General features: G+C 41.3%; 18 protein-coding genes. 13 read left to right on the top strand and 5 right to left on the bottom strand.

The genetic code is table 11. The features are described 5' to 3' along the window. The first annotated feature begins 164 nt into the window (after positions 1 to 164). The 7 genes from FGG79_RS14190 to FGG79_RS14225 all read left to right on the top strand — a co-directional run bounded on the left by FGG79_RS14190 (position 165) and on the right by FGG79_RS14225 (position 4,631). Positions 165 to 440, top strand: a complete 276-nt coding sequence (locus FGG79_RS14190; RefSeq protein WP_171050938.1) for a hypothetical protein — start codon at positions 165 to 167, stop codon at positions 438 to 440. A 34-nt stretch (positions 441 to 474) separates the two neighbouring features. Continuing rightward, a complete protein-coding gene (locus tag FGG79_RS14195; RefSeq protein ID WP_138779421.1) occupies positions 475 to 861 on the top strand; it encodes a nucleoside 2-deoxyribosyltransferase in 387 nt (128 codons plus the stop codon). A gap of 22 nt (positions 862 to 883) precedes the next feature. Then, entirely contained in the window at positions 884 to 1,441 is a 558-nt protein-coding gene (locus FGG79_RS14200; protein WP_138779423.1) for a DEAD/DEAH box helicase family protein, read from the top strand. A 17-nt stretch (positions 1,442 to 1,458) separates the two neighbouring features. Continuing rightward, a complete protein-coding gene (locus FGG79_RS14205) occupies positions 1,459 to 2,601 on the top strand; it encodes a metallophosphoesterase (RefSeq protein WP_138779425.1) in 1,143 nt (380 codons plus the stop codon). Between the two features lie 274 nt (positions 2,602 to 2,875). Continuing rightward, positions 2,876 to 3,142, top strand: coding sequence for a hypothetical protein (locus tag FGG79_RS14210; RefSeq protein WP_138779427.1), 267 nt, complete (start codon positions 2,876 to 2,878; stop codon positions 3,140 to 3,142). Between the two features lie 221 nt (positions 3,143 to 3,363). Continuing rightward, positions 3,364 to 3,918, top strand: a complete 555-nt coding sequence (locus FGG79_RS14220; protein WP_138779429.1) for an ATP-binding protein — start codon at positions 3,364 to 3,366, stop codon at positions 3,916 to 3,918. A gap of 56 nt (positions 3,919 to 3,974) precedes the next feature. Further along, complete coding sequence (locus FGG79_RS14225; RefSeq protein WP_171050939.1) at positions 3,975 to 4,631, top strand: DUF3108 domain-containing protein; 657 nt, start codon at positions 3,975 to 3,977, stop codon at positions 4,629 to 4,631. Positions 4,632 to 4,744: 113 nt separating this feature from the next. On the opposite strand, the gene FGG79_RS21850 is transcribed toward FGG79_RS14225, so the two are convergent. Then, positions 4,745 to 4,891, bottom strand: coding sequence for a hypothetical protein (locus FGG79_RS21850; RefSeq protein ID WP_171050940.1), 147 nt, complete (start codon positions 4,889 to 4,891; stop codon positions 4,745 to 4,747). A 49-nt stretch (positions 4,892 to 4,940) separates the two neighbouring features. Then, entirely contained in the window at positions 4,941 to 6,293 is a 1,353-nt protein-coding gene (locus FGG79_RS14230; protein ID WP_138779433.1) for an aminotransferase-like domain-containing protein, read from the bottom strand. A gap of 145 nt (positions 6,294 to 6,438) precedes the next feature. Here FGG79_RS14230 and blaOXA point away from each other — a divergent pair, with 145 nt between their 5' ends. Next, positions 6,439 to 7,236: a class D beta-lactamase gene (gene blaOXA, locus FGG79_RS14235; protein ID WP_138779435.1), complete on the top strand. Its 798-nt coding sequence runs from the start codon at positions 6,439 to 6,441 to the stop codon at positions 7,234 to 7,236. 116 nt (positions 7,237 to 7,352) lie between these two features. Here the strand turns inward: blaOXA and FGG79_RS14240 are convergent, their stop codons facing one another. Beyond that, positions 7,353 to 8,330: a sensor histidine kinase gene (locus FGG79_RS14240; RefSeq protein ID WP_240794286.1), complete on the bottom strand. Its 978-nt coding sequence runs from the start codon at positions 8,328 to 8,330 to the stop codon at positions 7,353 to 7,355. 14 nt (positions 8,331 to 8,344) lie between these two features. Next, entirely contained in the window at positions 8,345 to 9,043 is a 699-nt protein-coding gene (locus FGG79_RS14245) for a LytR/AlgR family response regulator transcription factor (protein WP_138779821.1), read from the bottom strand. 165 nt (positions 9,044 to 9,208) lie between these two features. Here FGG79_RS14245 and FGG79_RS14250 point away from each other — a divergent pair, with 165 nt between their 5' ends. The 3 genes from FGG79_RS14250 (at position 9,209) to FGG79_RS14260 (ending at position 11,596) form a co-directional block, all read left to right on the top strand. Continuing rightward, a complete protein-coding gene (locus FGG79_RS14250) occupies positions 9,209 to 9,961 on the top strand; it encodes an ABC transporter ATP-binding protein (protein ID WP_138779437.1) in 753 nt (250 codons plus the stop codon). Beyond that, entirely contained in the window at positions 9,951 to 11,108 is a 1,158-nt protein-coding gene (locus FGG79_RS14255; protein ID WP_138779439.1) for an ABC transporter permease, read from the top strand. The genes FGG79_RS14250 and FGG79_RS14255 overlap by 11 nt, the downstream gene beginning before the upstream one ends. Positions 11,109 to 11,386: 278 nt before the next feature. Next, on the top strand, positions 11,387 to 11,596 hold the full coding sequence (locus FGG79_RS14260) for a hypothetical protein (protein ID WP_138779441.1): 210 nt from the start codon (positions 11,387 to 11,389) through the stop codon (positions 11,594 to 11,596). 52 nt (positions 11,597 to 11,648) lie between these two features. Here FGG79_RS14260 and FGG79_RS14265 read toward each other — a convergent pair whose 3' ends face one another. Next, a complete protein-coding gene (locus FGG79_RS14265; RefSeq protein ID WP_138779443.1) occupies positions 11,649 to 13,295 on the bottom strand; it encodes an ABC transporter substrate-binding protein in 1,647 nt (548 codons plus the stop codon). A gap of 99 nt (positions 13,296 to 13,394) precedes the next feature. On the opposite strand from FGG79_RS14265, the gene FGG79_RS14270 reads away from it, so the two are divergent. Both FGG79_RS14270 and FGG79_RS14275 read left to right on the top strand, forming a co-directional pair. Beyond that, positions 13,395 to 14,660, top strand: a complete 1,266-nt coding sequence (locus tag FGG79_RS14270; protein ID WP_138779445.1) for an MDR family MFS transporter — start codon at positions 13,395 to 13,397, stop codon at positions 14,658 to 14,660. 129 nt (positions 14,661 to 14,789) lie between these two features. After that, on the top strand, positions 14,790 to 15,209 hold the full coding sequence (locus FGG79_RS14275) for a DUF4181 domain-containing protein (protein ID WP_138779447.1): 420 nt from the start codon (positions 14,790 to 14,792) through the stop codon (positions 15,207 to 15,209). The last annotated feature ends 82 nt before the right edge of the window (positions 15,210 to 15,291 follow it).

Consider the following 15,291-nt stretch of genomic DNA (forward strand, 5'->3'; position numbering starts at 1 on the left):
TTTTAATGGGAATAGGGATTGTAATGCGAATTAAAATTTGGAATAATTGGAATAAAAAGAGATTGATGACGTGTGGAAACGAGTGAGTAATAAAGGGGCTATCTATGCTGTTTATCCTCAATCTTTAGTTTAATAGGGAAACTTCAAACTGGAGGTAATAAAAGATGAAAGCCAATAAAAAAGTCAACGATATGATGGACCAACATGGACCTGACGAATTTGAAGATATCTTAAACCTATCCACAACATGTAAGTTCTCAAACTGCACTCACACAACCGAGCCACACTGCTCAGTGCAAAAAGCCATTTCGGAAGGGAATCTTTCTCAAGAAAGATTGAATACCTATCACAGAGATAAGAGCGAAGCAGAATATGTGACCAACCAAAAGAATAAGACCAAGGCAATCGATTATATGAAGCAGCGGAAACTGTTTCAATAGTAGACATTTTACCTAAGGGGAAGTGGGATACGTCATGAAATTTTATATTGCATCAAGCTTTGCGAATAAGGATCAAGTACGTTTTGTAAGCGACCAACTGAAACAAAACGGCTTCATCCATACATATGATTGGACCAAAAATGAGAAGGCAACGACATTTAGAGACCTCCAAATGATCGGCCAAAAAGAAAAGGATGCCATCGTCGATTCGGATATCGTCATCGTGTTATTGCCTGGTGGAAAAGGGAGTCACGTTGAATTGGGGCTGGCCATTGGACTTAACAAACGGGTTATCATCCATTCTCCAAAGGGTGAGGTGCACGACTTCGCACAGACCACGACTTTTTATCATTTACCGGAAGTGGAGACATGCTCAGGGAGCGTAGAGGAATTATTGAATGATGTGATGGTGCTAAATTAATCAAACAACGAGGGGATAAAGCATGAAGTTCTTATTACTATTTGGACCGCAAGCAGTCGGCAAAATGACGGTTGGAAGAGAGCTTGAAAAAATAACAGGTTTAAAGCTGTTTCATAATCATATGACGATTGATTTATTGGAGCCCTTCTTTGGGTTCAGTCCTGAAATGTGGAAGTTATCGGGTTTGTTTCGTCAGGAAGTATTTAAGGCCTTTGCATCTAGTGATAATAAAGGAATGATTTTCACTTATGTGTGGGCATTTGACCAACAAGGGGATTGGGAAGCGGTCGAGAAAATGTGCAGCATATTCAGATCTAATGGAGCTGACATATACTTCGTCGAGCTGGAAGCAGGTGTCGAAGAAAGGCTAAAGAGAAATCGAACGCCTTATAGACTCGAACAAAAGCCGACAAAGAGGAATGTCGAACAGTCGGAGCAACATCTCTTAAGCACGATGGATACCCTCAGATTGAACTCGGAAGAAGGAGAAATCAAAGAGGAACATTATATACGAATTAATAATGAGAACCTGGAGCCTGCAGAGGTGGCACAAATGATTAAACAGCGATTCGCATTATAGAGAAGGAGTGGCCACAATTGCACAAAATAAGAGAGGTAAGCATACCAAGTAACGGAAGGGTCATCGTAATTTCGGATATCCACGGAGAGCTGGAACTGTTTGAGAGTCTTTTAGAAAAAGTGAATTTCAGTCTAGAAGATTACCTAATTATAAACGGTGATCTTTGTGAAAAAGGTGCTAATAGTAAAGGTGTTGTCCGGTCTATCATGGACCTTTCAGCAAGTCATCCACACGTTTATGTCACAGAAGGGAACTGTGACACGCTGGTGGAAGATCTTCTGGATGAGAACCCTAAGTTGATGAACTATTTACATACAAGGAAACATACGATTATTTCGGAGTGGCTCGTGGAAGTAGGGTTCGAAATGAAGGAAGGTACTACTGTACAAGAAATAAAGGAGATCCTGACAGCGCATTTTTCTACTGAAATTAATTGGCTGATGGAATTGCCGACTGCGATTGAAACAGAAGACTACGTTTTTGTACATGCAGGTCTTGATGATAGAGAAAATTGGAGGGAAACGGATAGAATAACCGCCATCACTATGCCTGCATTCCTGGATCGCTCCCATCAAACAGGCAAATATGTCGTAGTAGGACACTGGCCGGTTGTCAATTACTCAACACGCATTCCTACCTATAATCCGATTATTGATCATGCAAAGAAAATCATCGCCATTGATGGTGGGAATGTCATCAAATCGACAGGACAGTTAAATGCATTCATCATACAACGAACACCGTCAGGAGATACATTTAACAACACTTATACAGATAAGCACCCAGTCTATGAAGTACTGATGGATTTCAAATCAGAACCCATGATGACGGGGGTTATTTCTTACCCATATTTTGATATCAACCCTCTTCAGAGTGATGAACATTTCACCCTTTGTGAGCAACCGGAAACGAATGAACAACTTTATGTGAAAAATGAGTATATCCAACAATACGAAAATGGACAATTCCATGTAAAGACGGGTGTATCATGTGCTCAAATATCGGTAAATAAAGGGGATGTTGTTTCCGTTGTGGATAGCAACTGTGAAGGATTTGATTTGATCAAAAAAGATGGGGTGGAAGGATGGATAGAGAAAGGCATCCTTCTTCAAGTAAATGAGAACAAATTGAAAGAAAAAGCAATTAAGGTATTATCCTGAATTCAAAGGTGGTGAACATGATCAATCAAGAAATTGTCCATTTGAGATAAAAGTAAAATTTATCCAGATGTGGAAAAATGAAAAAAATATTCTTTCTTTTACTAACCCTCTCACTATTAATGAGTGCTTGTTCTGCTAAGGAAGAAGTGATGAAGATGAAGATAAAAACTTTGCTAAAACTCTATTTGTACAGAAGGTAGAAGATAATTCATCCCGAGAAGAGCTAACAAAGAAGATTACGGACGTATCAAAAATCAAAGATACACTTGAGCTCATGAATGGTTTGAAAGTGAAAAAAGAAGAGAGCGATCATGTATTTGACATGATGAAATCAAAAGAAACGTATATGTTTTCATTTTTTAAGACTGATGACATCACTGGAGTGAAGATAGTACCTTACACATTTTACATTATGGAAGATGGCACCATTATCTTTACTCATAAAGGAGTGGATTCCTTACAGGAAGAACCACTCGTGACCACTGAAGAACATCAAGAACTATTGAATAGGATCAAAGAGAATTTGGAGATTGAGTTTTGATCTTTACTGATATTCTAAGGACGATTCTTTTATTCTATTCGATTTCAACTAATGTCTGGAGGAATCTTTCATCTACATCTTAAATGTAGAAAGCGCCATTCATCATAATGGTAAGTGGCTGCTCATCCGTAGAAGCGAAAAAGAGGCACATGCTGGCGGGCAGTGTGAAAAAGAAGGACCTTCAACGGATATTTGAATATCAGAAAAGGATGAGAGAACTCATGACAAGACTAATCATTATGACAGTCGGTAAAACCCACAGTGGTAAAACAACTTTCGCTATGAAACTGGCAAAACAATTGGAGAATTCTGTTGTGATTGATCAGGATAATCATGCTGAATTTATCAACACATATTATAAAAATATAGTTCCAGTGAAAGGTCCTAACATACTCAAATATGCTATCAGTCAAACGATGGTGGACTTTGCCATACATGAAACTTCTAAACATATCATTCTTTGTAATTCAAATTTGAGTCGTAATGGAAGGTCGGAGCGCTTGGAGCAATTCCAACAAAGTGGATTCCACACGATCCTTGTCCATTGTGATATCCCGGACAGTGTCCTTCAAGCCAGGGTGGCGAACAGTGAGCGCAGTAAAGCCATCTTCAGGAGCGCAGTTACCTTTGAGGAAGTGTTGAAAAGGCAACAGTCGTCCTCTTACTTCCAGGATGTAGCGGCACCAGTAGAAGGGGAAGCGGATCATTTAGTTGTGATTCATAACGAGGATGATGTGGAGGGGGTTATTCAGGAGATTGTGGGAATTTCTTTCTGAGAGGGATTACACGGATCTCACTCATAAAATATGGTTGAAAGGGTGCAATGACTAGAATGGAAAGGTATTTCCAACCAATGGATTCTTGTATTTCAATTGAAGATTTATGTGAAGCAAGGGATGAAAAAGAGGTTTTTCTCATTGAAGAAGGTGTGGAAAGGAAGGTTGGTGAAACTACAGAAGAGATCCAATTTATTGAGGTTGATGGGAAGTCAGCAATTAAAAGGGTACAAACGTTGACTTCGGATTTATTAGGTAATAGAAAAGGAGTCACAGTTGTAGAAAGAACTTCTTTTAAACCTATTTCATTTACTGATTACATAAATAATCAGATTAGAATGAAGGCCGTGTATAGAGATGGAGAGGTACATGTCGTCGCCAACGATGACTTGAAAATTATAAAGCTAAAAAGCGATGGTTGTGTGGATACCTTTTCTATTGAATTGGTTTTAAGAGTAATACCCTTCACATCCGGATTCTTCATGAAGTTGAAAGGCTTTAATTCCACTATTGAGTCGGAAATCCCCATTCGAATTGAAGTGTTGGAATTGGAATCGATACATAAAGGAGAAGGGATTATAACTGATGCCTGGAAGGTGAAGACATACTTTGGGGATACATTGCAATACTATTGGATTGATTCAGAACACAAGGAACTATTGAAACAATCCTCTTATATAGGGGAGGGAAGAGTGCTGGAGTTTAGAAGATAAGGTGTGAATATCCAACAATGCATTCATTCACACGAAAGAGGTCCCCCATATGTGAACCCGATTGATAAAGGGGGTACCTCATAATTGATGTAAGAACCCAATCACTTTCTATGCTAAAAATCCCTATTTCTATCTGCTTTATTCTTAAAATACCTAATCGTTATTCCAATAATGATTGCAATAATTAACAGAGGAATAAAGAAATATAACACAGCTTCAGAAGTTCCCATCATTGAAGTTCCTCCTCTCGAATCATTCATAGCCATATTCCCCTTGCTTTATTTTCTAAAACGTGTGAATGTGCTCCTCTTAATAATGCTTTCTTTTAATCCAGAGCTCATTTATCCCTTCTCCAATCCTTTTGACACCTACTCTAATCAGATGGTCTTCCACTTGTGACACGCTAATTCTGATCACATTTTCTTTCCGGTATGGAGGGAGGAACATACTTGTTGCGTCTTGAACGAGAACATTCTTTTCCTTAAGAAAGTGAGCAAGAGCATTTGCTTTTAGTCCATCAGGGAGATTGATAGTGGAGTAGAATCCCGACTCACCACCTGAAAAGGATGTCCCTTCTGGAAGATGATCTAAGTATGCTTTATGTAAAATCAATCCTTTTGTTCTGTACTGCTTTCGTAACTTCTCAATGTGGGCATTGTACATGCCGCTCTTTAAATAGATTTCAAGCGCACCCTGGGTAAGAACGGGGGTGTGGACATCGGCTGCAAATTTGGCTTTTTGGAAGCCTTCCACCATCTCACGGGGCAGAACGGCTGTGCCGAGTCTTAATCCGGGAAGCAGGACTTTCGAGAAGCTCTTTGTATAGATGACTCTTCCAGAAGGGTCATAAGCAAACATCGGATCAGCTTTCCTTCTTGTATCAAGGTCCCCCATATAATCGTCTTCAATGATGTAGACGTCATACAACTGAGCAAGCTCTACAATCCTCCTTTTCTCATTGTTTGAATAACTGTAACCGGTCGGATTTTGGAACCTTGACACTGTATAAAAGAATTTGATGGTGCCGAGTTGAAATATCTCTTCTAATTGCTCAAGGTCGATGCCCTTATTGGTCATTTCAATGCCAATAGCCTGTAGGTTTCGGGACGAAATCGATTCGATGAAGCTGAAGTGGGTTGGCTGCTCCACACATATTTGGTCTTTTCCATTTGGGAAAGGAAGAGAAACTAGAAGATCGAGAGCCTGTTGGGAGCCTGAGACAATCGCAATTCTGTCTGGTTGAGCGAATACTTGGAGGTCCTGAAGGTGTTTGGAAAGCTGTTGACGAAGGGTTCCTAAGCCTAGGGGATCAGAATACTGAAACATCTCTTCTTTATACACATCGATGGCTTGGTTCATGCAGTGCTGATAATCTCGATAAGGCATTTTGCTTCGATCGGGTCCTGCAGATGAAAAGTCAATTACGCCGGATGTTTTTTCGTGGGGTGCTGCGGAACTTCCAACAAGAAAATAACCACTTTTTCTGACTGCGTAAACTTTGTGGTCCTTTTCCAGTTCAGCATAGGCTTTGACAACCGTATTGATGCTGCACTGAAGTTCGTTGGAAAGACTTCTGACAGAGGGAAGTTTCCCCCCGGGTGAAAGGCTTCCACTTTCTATTCTCGATTGGATTTCATTCATGACTTCACTATATTTTGTCATGTTAATTTGACCTCTCCTTTCATCTGTATGGGTACAGATGGACAAAACAACGCTTTCGGTGACGGATGGGTTTGCTTATAGTATAGGGTATCAGCTGAGGATATGACATCATGAAAAATCCCTATTCTTACGAGGAGGTAGAAAGATGAAGATGTTGAGAATCGTGCTACTCATGTTGCTGTCTTTTTTATTGGCGGGTACCGGTACCATCGCTGCCAATGCGAAACATGAACTGAAGGTTCAGGAGTTATTTAACGGCAAAGAAGGTACGATGGTACTTAAGAACCTCAAGAACGGACAAACATACGTCTATAACGAAGAGAGGAGCATGGAAAGATTTACACCGGAATCGACGTTCAAAGTACCACATGCATTAATTGGATTAGAAACAGGGGCTGTTAGAGATGAATATGAAGTCAAACGCTGGGACGGTATCACGAGACCATTCGAGGCGTGGAACCGGGACCATTCATTGGCGTCTGCCATGAGAGAATCGGCTATCTGGTTCTATCAGGATATGGCAAAGGATATTGGTGAAACAAAGATGCAGGAATACGTGAACAGAGTGGGATATGGGAATCGAGATATCTCAGGAGGAATTGATTCATTTTGGCTGGACAGTTCTCTCGAGATTTCAGCTGTCGAACAAGTGGACTTTATGGTAAAACTTGTAGGGGAAGAGCTACCCTTTGCAGAGAAGCAACAAAAGACAGTCAAAAGAATGATGATTCAGGACGAACAGGATGCTTATATTCTTCATGGGAAAACAGGAACAAGACTAAGTGATTACGGCCTTGGCTGGTATGTCGGATATGTCGAAACAAAGAAAGGGAAATGGGCCTTTGCTGTGAATTTAAACGGGAGCGGCTCGGAGGCGAAACAAATTGTGGTGGAGGTCTTGAAGGAAAAGAATATTATTAAGTCAGAAATGGGAAAAAAATAAGTATGAATGTGAGATAAGGTAGTAAAGAAGTCAACTAAACCAAAGGAGTTTGCCTGAAGATGGCAAACTCCTTTCAATTTGAATAAAGGAAATGTTCCACTTTCTGAATGACCATCCTAATGAATCGCCGGAAATTTAATCTTCACCGTAAATTCTTCATCACGGTACACAAAGTCCGAGAAACCTTGATGTTCCTTGACGGTTTCCTGAATAATCTTTGTGCCGAGTCCTTCATGTTCTTCTTTTGTTGAATGCCCATAGCTTTGAAAAAGCTGATCGAGTATATTGGTCGGAATCGGGAGGGAAGGGTTCCGGCAAATCAGTATATACAACCCGCTACGTTTATAGAACTGAAGAGTGATGGCTGCTTGCTTCTCATACCGTTTCCGCCATTCAACCGAAGCATCGATACTATTGGACAGTAGATTTCCGAGTAACGTGACCATTTTTTTATCCGCAATGGGGAGGGTGGAAAGAGGCAAGTCGATATCATAGATCATGGTGACTCCTGAGGACGTCCCACGATTGTACATTTGATGAAGGATTCCTGCTACGCTGCCACGCTCTCCCTTGATAGAAAGGTTCGTTTCCTCATAGCCATCCACCAGGTCATCTAAATAAGCAGATGCTTCTTCATGATGGCGGTTTTCAAGCATGTAGTGAATGGAGGAGATGTGCTTTAGGAAATCATGGCGTTCACTTCGCACAATGCGGAAGGTTTCCGTAACATGAGATCGTTCCTCTTCGAATTGCTCACATTCTTTTTGAAGCTGAGTGATCCCTGCTGACGCATCCCACCGAACCCATTCGATCCCAATGAAAACAAGAAGAAAGACTACATATATCCATGAGGGTTGTATCACTATGTATGGGAGTAACAGCAGAAGTTGCATGAGAATGAGGGTCCCATTCCAATGAAACCCTAATTCAAAAAAGGTGATTCTCGTTCTTAGATAGAGTATGAATGAAATGAAAAAGACTGCTAGATAAATAAGATAAAAGGGTATATCCCACGGGAGATTCATGAACAGGTAATAAATATGAACGAACCCCATAAGGGAGAGGGAAATCCAATAGATAATCGGTTGTTTCAAAGCGATTCCACCTTTTAAAAATAATGTTGTTGCAGGTAATCGACTTTTTCCTTCGTAATCATGGCTTGTGAATCAAGCCCTTCGAAGGTGATGACATACGAATTTTTCGCATAGAGAGAGAAGTTTTTCACATAATGGATGTTGATGATGAATGAACGATGGGAACGGATGAAGTCCCTTTCACGAAGTTCCCCTTCAAGCTCATTTAAAGAGAGATAGGTTTTGATTTGTTCTTCCTTTGTATAGATCGTCGTCGATCTTCCGGACCGTTCGATAAAGACAATATCTTTCTTCTGGACGATATGGATATCGTTTTTTTGTTTTAAATAGAGTCGCCCAGTTAGTTCAGCTGATCTTGACTTTTCCATTAGTCGCTCGATGGATTTCATCAGACGATCATTGGTATAGGGCTTCATAATATAGTCATGTACATTCAATTCAAAGGCATGGACGGCATATCCGCTGTTACCTGTTACGAATATCACGGAAATATTGAGGGCATGGGAGTGAATGATATCTGCCAGCTCATATCCTGACAAGTGAGGCATTTCAATATCTGCAATCAGCACATCGATGGTTTCTTTCTTGATTTGGTTATAGGCTTCCTCGGCAGACGTAGTGGAGAAAATAATTTCTACATCCTGTGCACGGGAAACGATGCCATTCAATTTATCTAAGTCAATCATCCGATCGTCTACTAGACCAATCCTCATTTCTACTCGCCTCGCATTTTCTGAAGTTCCCTTCCATTTTACCATTTACAATGAAGATTTTGGCATATTCACGACAAGAAATGGATATTTCACGACATAAGTGGAGATTGTTTCCTTATTTGTTTGTATGATGAACATACAATATTAATTGATGAGGTGAGAAAAGTGATACAAATACAGAAAGTAACCAAACAATTTAAAGATAAGAAGAAATATGTGACGGCATTAAAACATGTGTCTTTTTCAGTTAAGAAAGGAGAAGTGGTGGGACTTCTCGGGGAAAATGGCGCGGGTAAGACGACTTTACTCCGAACGATTGCTACACTCTTAACCCCTACAGAGGGCTCGATTGAAGTGGCAGGCCAAGATACGGTCCAGAACCCGAACAAGATCAAAACAAAAATCGGTGTATTATTCGGAGGAGAAACCGGGCTCTATGACCGTTTGACGGCTCGGGAAAACCTTCAATACTTTGCACGGTTATATGGATTGAGCAAACATGAAACGAAGGTGCGGATCGATGATCTGTCGAGAATGTTCGGCATGAGGGATTACCTTGATCGGAGAGTTTCAGGCTTTTCAAAAGGAATGCGTCAGAAGGTTGCCATTGCAAGGACCCTGATCCACAACCCAGACATCATTTTGTTCGATGAACCAACGACAGGATTGGATATCACTTCATCTAACGTCTTCCGCCAGCTCGTCCATCAGCTCAAGCGCGAAGGAAAGACCATCGTCTTCTCCAGTCACATTATGGAGGAAGTCTCGATGCTATGTGACAAAGTAGCGATGATGCATAAAGGAGAATTGGTGTATCACGGGGACATCGAACACCTCTATCAAACAGAAAAGAGCAGGGATCTTAACTATATCTTTATGAGCAAACTTGTGAGAGGGGATGAACATTATGCTTCTTAATATCTATCTGAAAGAATTGAAAGACAGCTTCCGGGACAGAAGAACCCTTTTGCTTACGGTTCTTCTTCCGATCTTTATGATGAGCGGACTCGTCTTCTTCTATGAAAATATGGTTTCAGGAGATGAAGGAGAGTCTTATTCCCTTGCCGTCGACTCGTCAATAAGTGAAGATATCACGAATATATTCGCAGGTTATGAGACGATTGAATTCGTAAAGTCCTCTGATCCTGAGAAAACTCTAGAAGATGGGGAAGCCCTTGCTGCTCTTATCGTAAGTCCTGAGTTCATAAGTAGCATCGAAGAAGGAAAAGAAGCCAACATTACCTTAATCGGTGATTCCTTCAGCCAGAAATCAAGCAATCTCATGAATGCTGTCACCACTGCCCTAACGTCTTATGAAAAACAAGTGACGGCTGAAAGACTTGAAGCACAAGGGACGGACCTTTCCCTGATTGAGCCTTTTAGCATCACACAGGAGGAAATGTCCGATGATGATACAAGCATGTTCCTTCTGGCATTCCTTGTACCTCTGATCCTGGCGATTTCGATTGGAGTGGGAACGGGACCTTCAGCAGCCGATTTATTTGCCGGTGAGAAAGAAAAGAAGACAATGGAAGCCTTACTCATGACACCGGTCAAACGCTCTACTCTTCTGTTGGCGAAATGGTTGACCATAGCTACAGTGGGAATGCTCACAGGAATCGTTACGTTAATTGTACTCGCTGTTGAAATCAGCCTCTTTACCGAAAATCTGAAATCAGCCGTATCCTTTGGGGAAAATGTGTATTTGGTGATTGGCATTGCCCTTCTTTTGACCATCGTGTATGCAGTGTTCGTCGCTTCACTGCAAATGATCACAAGCATCATTGGGAAAACCGTCAAAGAAGCCCAAAGCTACAGCGCGCCGATTATGATGCTCGCAGCCTTTCCAGGAATGATCATCACCAATGTTGGGCTGAACGAATTATCCTTTCATCACTTCGCCATTCCGATCCTGAACCTGTTCAGTCAATTTAAAGAATTGTTCATGGGCGTCATTGATTATCAGCATATCTTCCTTACGTTCGGGAGTAACCTACTCTTTATGCTAGTAATCTTTATCATTGGCAGAATCCTATTCTTGAAGGATAAATGGGTGATGAATTAATAAACCTATAAAGCAATCACTGGGCCATGCCTAGTGATTGCTTTTAAAAATTATATGGTAGCCCATTTGAAAAACAACAAAGAGGATATGTCAAAATATCTAACAAAAGTTAAAAAAATCATCAACGACAACGAACCCTCTACGGCTTCTACCAAGCAGAAAAAACCATAACCAAACTGGTGTAAGACAAGATGGCGAGTTAACAATCTGAGGGACGGACCTTGGTTCGAGAATTGGATATAGAGTAATTGACAATTCAAAGAGGAGGATGAATGAATATGAAAGAAAATTTAACTCTTGCCTGGATTGCTTCATGGTTTGCGCTCGCAGGGCAGCTTTTGTTGTTTATAGGAGTAGCTCTTTTCACAGGGGAATGGATGTATATCATGTGGAGTTGGGTAGTGAGCATGTCAGTCGGTGTTCCGAGTATGATCCGAACGTGGCAAGCTCAGAAAAAAGCTAACATACAAAGGGGAGGGACGCTATAATCATAGCCAAGCCCCTGTCCATTTCAATCCTCCATACTCTTGTTCTTTACACCTACACCACAGGCCTAACCCACAACTTCGAAAAATCCACATAACCAAAATGCTTCATCTCGATATTCATGATATCTGATGAAAACGGAATAAACCGCTTTTCGTAATAGAGAGGAATCATGATCGATTCTTCCATCAGCATTCTCTCTACTTTCATGTTTAGACCTGTCCATTGTTCAAAAGGGGTGTGGGGATAATTCCCTAGTGTGCTCCTCCATTTTTCACTGTTTTCAAGAATGTGAAGGAGCGGAGAAAAACCATTCATTAGAAAATGATAAAATGAAAAGTTTTGATTGGCTTCGAAAATTTCTCCGTGTACGAAGAGATCCACATCCAGTGTTTTAGGTTGCCTGTTAAGCGTATCCTTGAAGGAAAACCACTGTAGATCCACGGGGATGTTTTCCTTTTCAAAGATGTCTTCGAGCCATTGGGTCGTCTTGGCCGTGTGATTGGCACTCCGTATCACAAGTGGCGCAGAGAAAAAAGGCTTATCAACTTCACAAATCGTCATGTGCTGATCCTGTCCTGCCAAAATACTTCTGTCATTCGCCGTGGCACGAGGTTCGTAGTCCATAATCGTGTGACGGTTTTTTGCAATGATCCAGTGAAGATAATCCCTCACCTCTTTACGCTGAATGTCCGAGTCACGGGTCGCGTTCATGACAACGATGCCAAATCCCGAATCACTTTCCACTTCAACGGAGGAGGCAACATGTTGTTCATGATGTGATTGGTACATGCCTTTGAAGTCCTGGGGTACCTGGACAAATTCCACTGCATCGAGGAGTGGCCTCTCCCTGAAGTGATCCTTAAAGGCGACAAGAGTTGTCTTTTCATCCCTGTTTCCTTCAATTGAAAAGCTTCCCGTACCGAGAACACGACCTTTATTCTCTTTATAGATGCTCGCATACATCATGCTGAGCATTTGGAGAGTGTAGCTGCAGCCGCCAGGATGATGGATATCGATAACATGCGGCGCTTTAATCTCAATCTTTTCAATCGGTGCCCAAAGTCCCTTGTAATGAGAATGGGTGCGGACTCGATCGAGACATTCGACTACGTCCTTTGCTGTTAATAGGGAGCCGTCATGAAAAGAGATGTCTTTTCTCAAATAGAGACGAATTTTATCGGAAGAGACGTCCCAGCTATGGGCGATTTCTGCGAGGATGTCACCTTTTTCCGTAATGGAGACCAGACGGTTAAAGACATTCGCTACCAGATGGGCACTAAGGACATCCGCTGCATCCAACGGGTGGATGGAGAAAAAGGGATGTCTCTTAGGAACGATCAGCTTGTCCTTGGATTCCTGGATGAACCCAAGCTTCGAATGGAATTTGTTCATCAGCCTCAGCTTGGTGTCGGTCGACCAATCGTACATCAGGTATTTACTGCTATACGTTACAGACTCCCGATCGATTTGATTCATGGCTTCTTCTTCAAAAACTTCCTCTACGTCTTTTTCCCATGTTAGTGTTGAAACATTTCCTCTACCTCGTCCGGAAGTAAAAGACATCCAGCCTTCTTCGTCCCATTTCTTGAGGTAGCGGGTCGTCTGCTTCAGACTTAATTGAAGTGTTTCAGAGATTTCCTCCACCCGAATTCTTCCTGAAGGGTAGTACCTCCAAAGGGTGAGTAATTTATTCTCCATGATGGGATTCCTCCTAAAAGGGGACATGATAATTGAAAATGTCTATTTTTAAAATATTTCGTCTAGTTTAATATACAGTAAATAGGAGGAGGGGACAACATGAAGTGGAAGCAATTACCTCAGAACATAAAAGTAAGAATGATTACCTCATTCTTTAATCGTGCTGTATCATCAGCTGTCATGCCATTTATGGCCCTATTCTTTGCTCAGGAATTGAATAAGGTATGGGCTGGGACATTCCTGATCATCACTGTGGTGATTGGTTTTTTCATCAATCTAGTAGGAGGATACATTTCGGACCGCTTTCCCCGAAAAAAAGTGCTATTGACAACTTCTTGGCTCAACGCCTTGTTCTTTCTGGTCATGACCGTCAGCCTTTTTCCAGAAAAGAATCTAATCTGGTTGTTTGCAGGGGCATACATAGGGTTCATCATCACAAGCAGTCTAGGGCGGCCGGCCATGCACGCCATCATCATTGATTCTACAACACCGGAAAATCGTAAGGCCGTTTACGCACTGGACTACTGGCTCGTCAACTTGTCCATGGCCATCGGTGCAGCGCTCGGAGGACTTTTATATATTAATCATCAAAGAGAATTATTCATGATGCTGACATTCACGTCCACAATGATTCCGATTGCATATGGAATCTGGCTTCAGGACCGGTTCAAAGGACTTTTGAAAAAGAAACATAAGAATGTTCTTGTCGATCTTATTAGCAATTATCGAATCGCCTTTAGAGATTCAGCTTTCGTGAAAGTGGTGTTCGGATCGACCTTTATTTTTGCGGCAGAATTTTCACTGAACAGCTATATCGGGATTCGACTCGCTGAAACATTTGAAGCAGTGAACGCGGGAAGCTTTGAAATCGTCGGGGTGAGGATGCTGAGTATCCTGAACATCCAGAACATGCTTCTTGTCGTCTGCTTCACGTTCATCATCAATCGGTTCACTGATCGAATGAACAAGAAGAATGCTCTATTAATCGGCCTGCTCCTATACGGAATCGGATATATGACCGTCACCTCGGCGAATACGTGGTATGTGTTAGTGCTGTTCAATCTGATCGCCACCATGGGTGAACTGATTTACTCACCGATCCGAAACGCGGAACAGGCTAACATGATTCCAGACGACAAACGGGGATCTTACTCTGCCTTTTCAAACCTATCCTTCAGCGGAGCCGATCTCATTGCAAGGTCCACCATCATTATCGGTGCCTTTCTGATCCCGACCATGATGAGCGTCTATATTGGATCCATCGTCATGCTTGGCACCTTCTTCATCTATACCGGATTATTCGTACGAAGCTGGACTTCTGGAAAGGTATTGGATGGTGGAGTGAAGGCAGGAGGTGGAAAGTAAGTAAAAAGGATTTCCGGATGATGGGAATCCTTTTTGTTTTGATCTGTTTTTAGAATATTATGGTAAAATTTAGATGAACCACTTTTACGCACTTTGTTAAATTAACACTGGGAAAGGGAGGGTAAATGCATGAACGATTTTTGGTTAAAGTTAATGTTACTATTAATTGGTTTTAGCACGATAACCTTTCTATTTAATAGAGTAATGAGGAAATGGCTAAAGGTAGAGAAAAAGAAATGGTTTTCTTATAATCATCTAAACGATACCCATATGAAAATGGATTGGACCCTTCGGATTTCTTTCGTGATTGTTTTAGTTATCGGTTTTTTCATCAATGTCACTCGTGGACCTTCAGAGAGCATTTGGTTTTTGGAAACGCCTTTTCTGGTGATTGTGTTTGTCATCATATCTGAAACAGTCAGGGCAATCATGGAAAAGAAATATGCGGAAAATAAGAATGACTATCTTTTTACGATCAGTCAATTAGTCTTTCTATCTATTGTGTTTCTTTCAGTATTCGCTACTAATTTATTCGACTTGTTGTGGTAATAGAGCTCTCTCTCACTAGCCTTCAAAGAAAACATAGATTCATCGTTTCCATGACAAATAAGAATCTAATGAGAGAAAAGAT

Origin of the sequence: Bacillus sp. BHET2 (assembly GCF_005938125.1) — a bacterium.
GTDB lineage: Bacteria > Bacillota > Bacilli > Bacillales > Bacillaceae_B > Rossellomorea.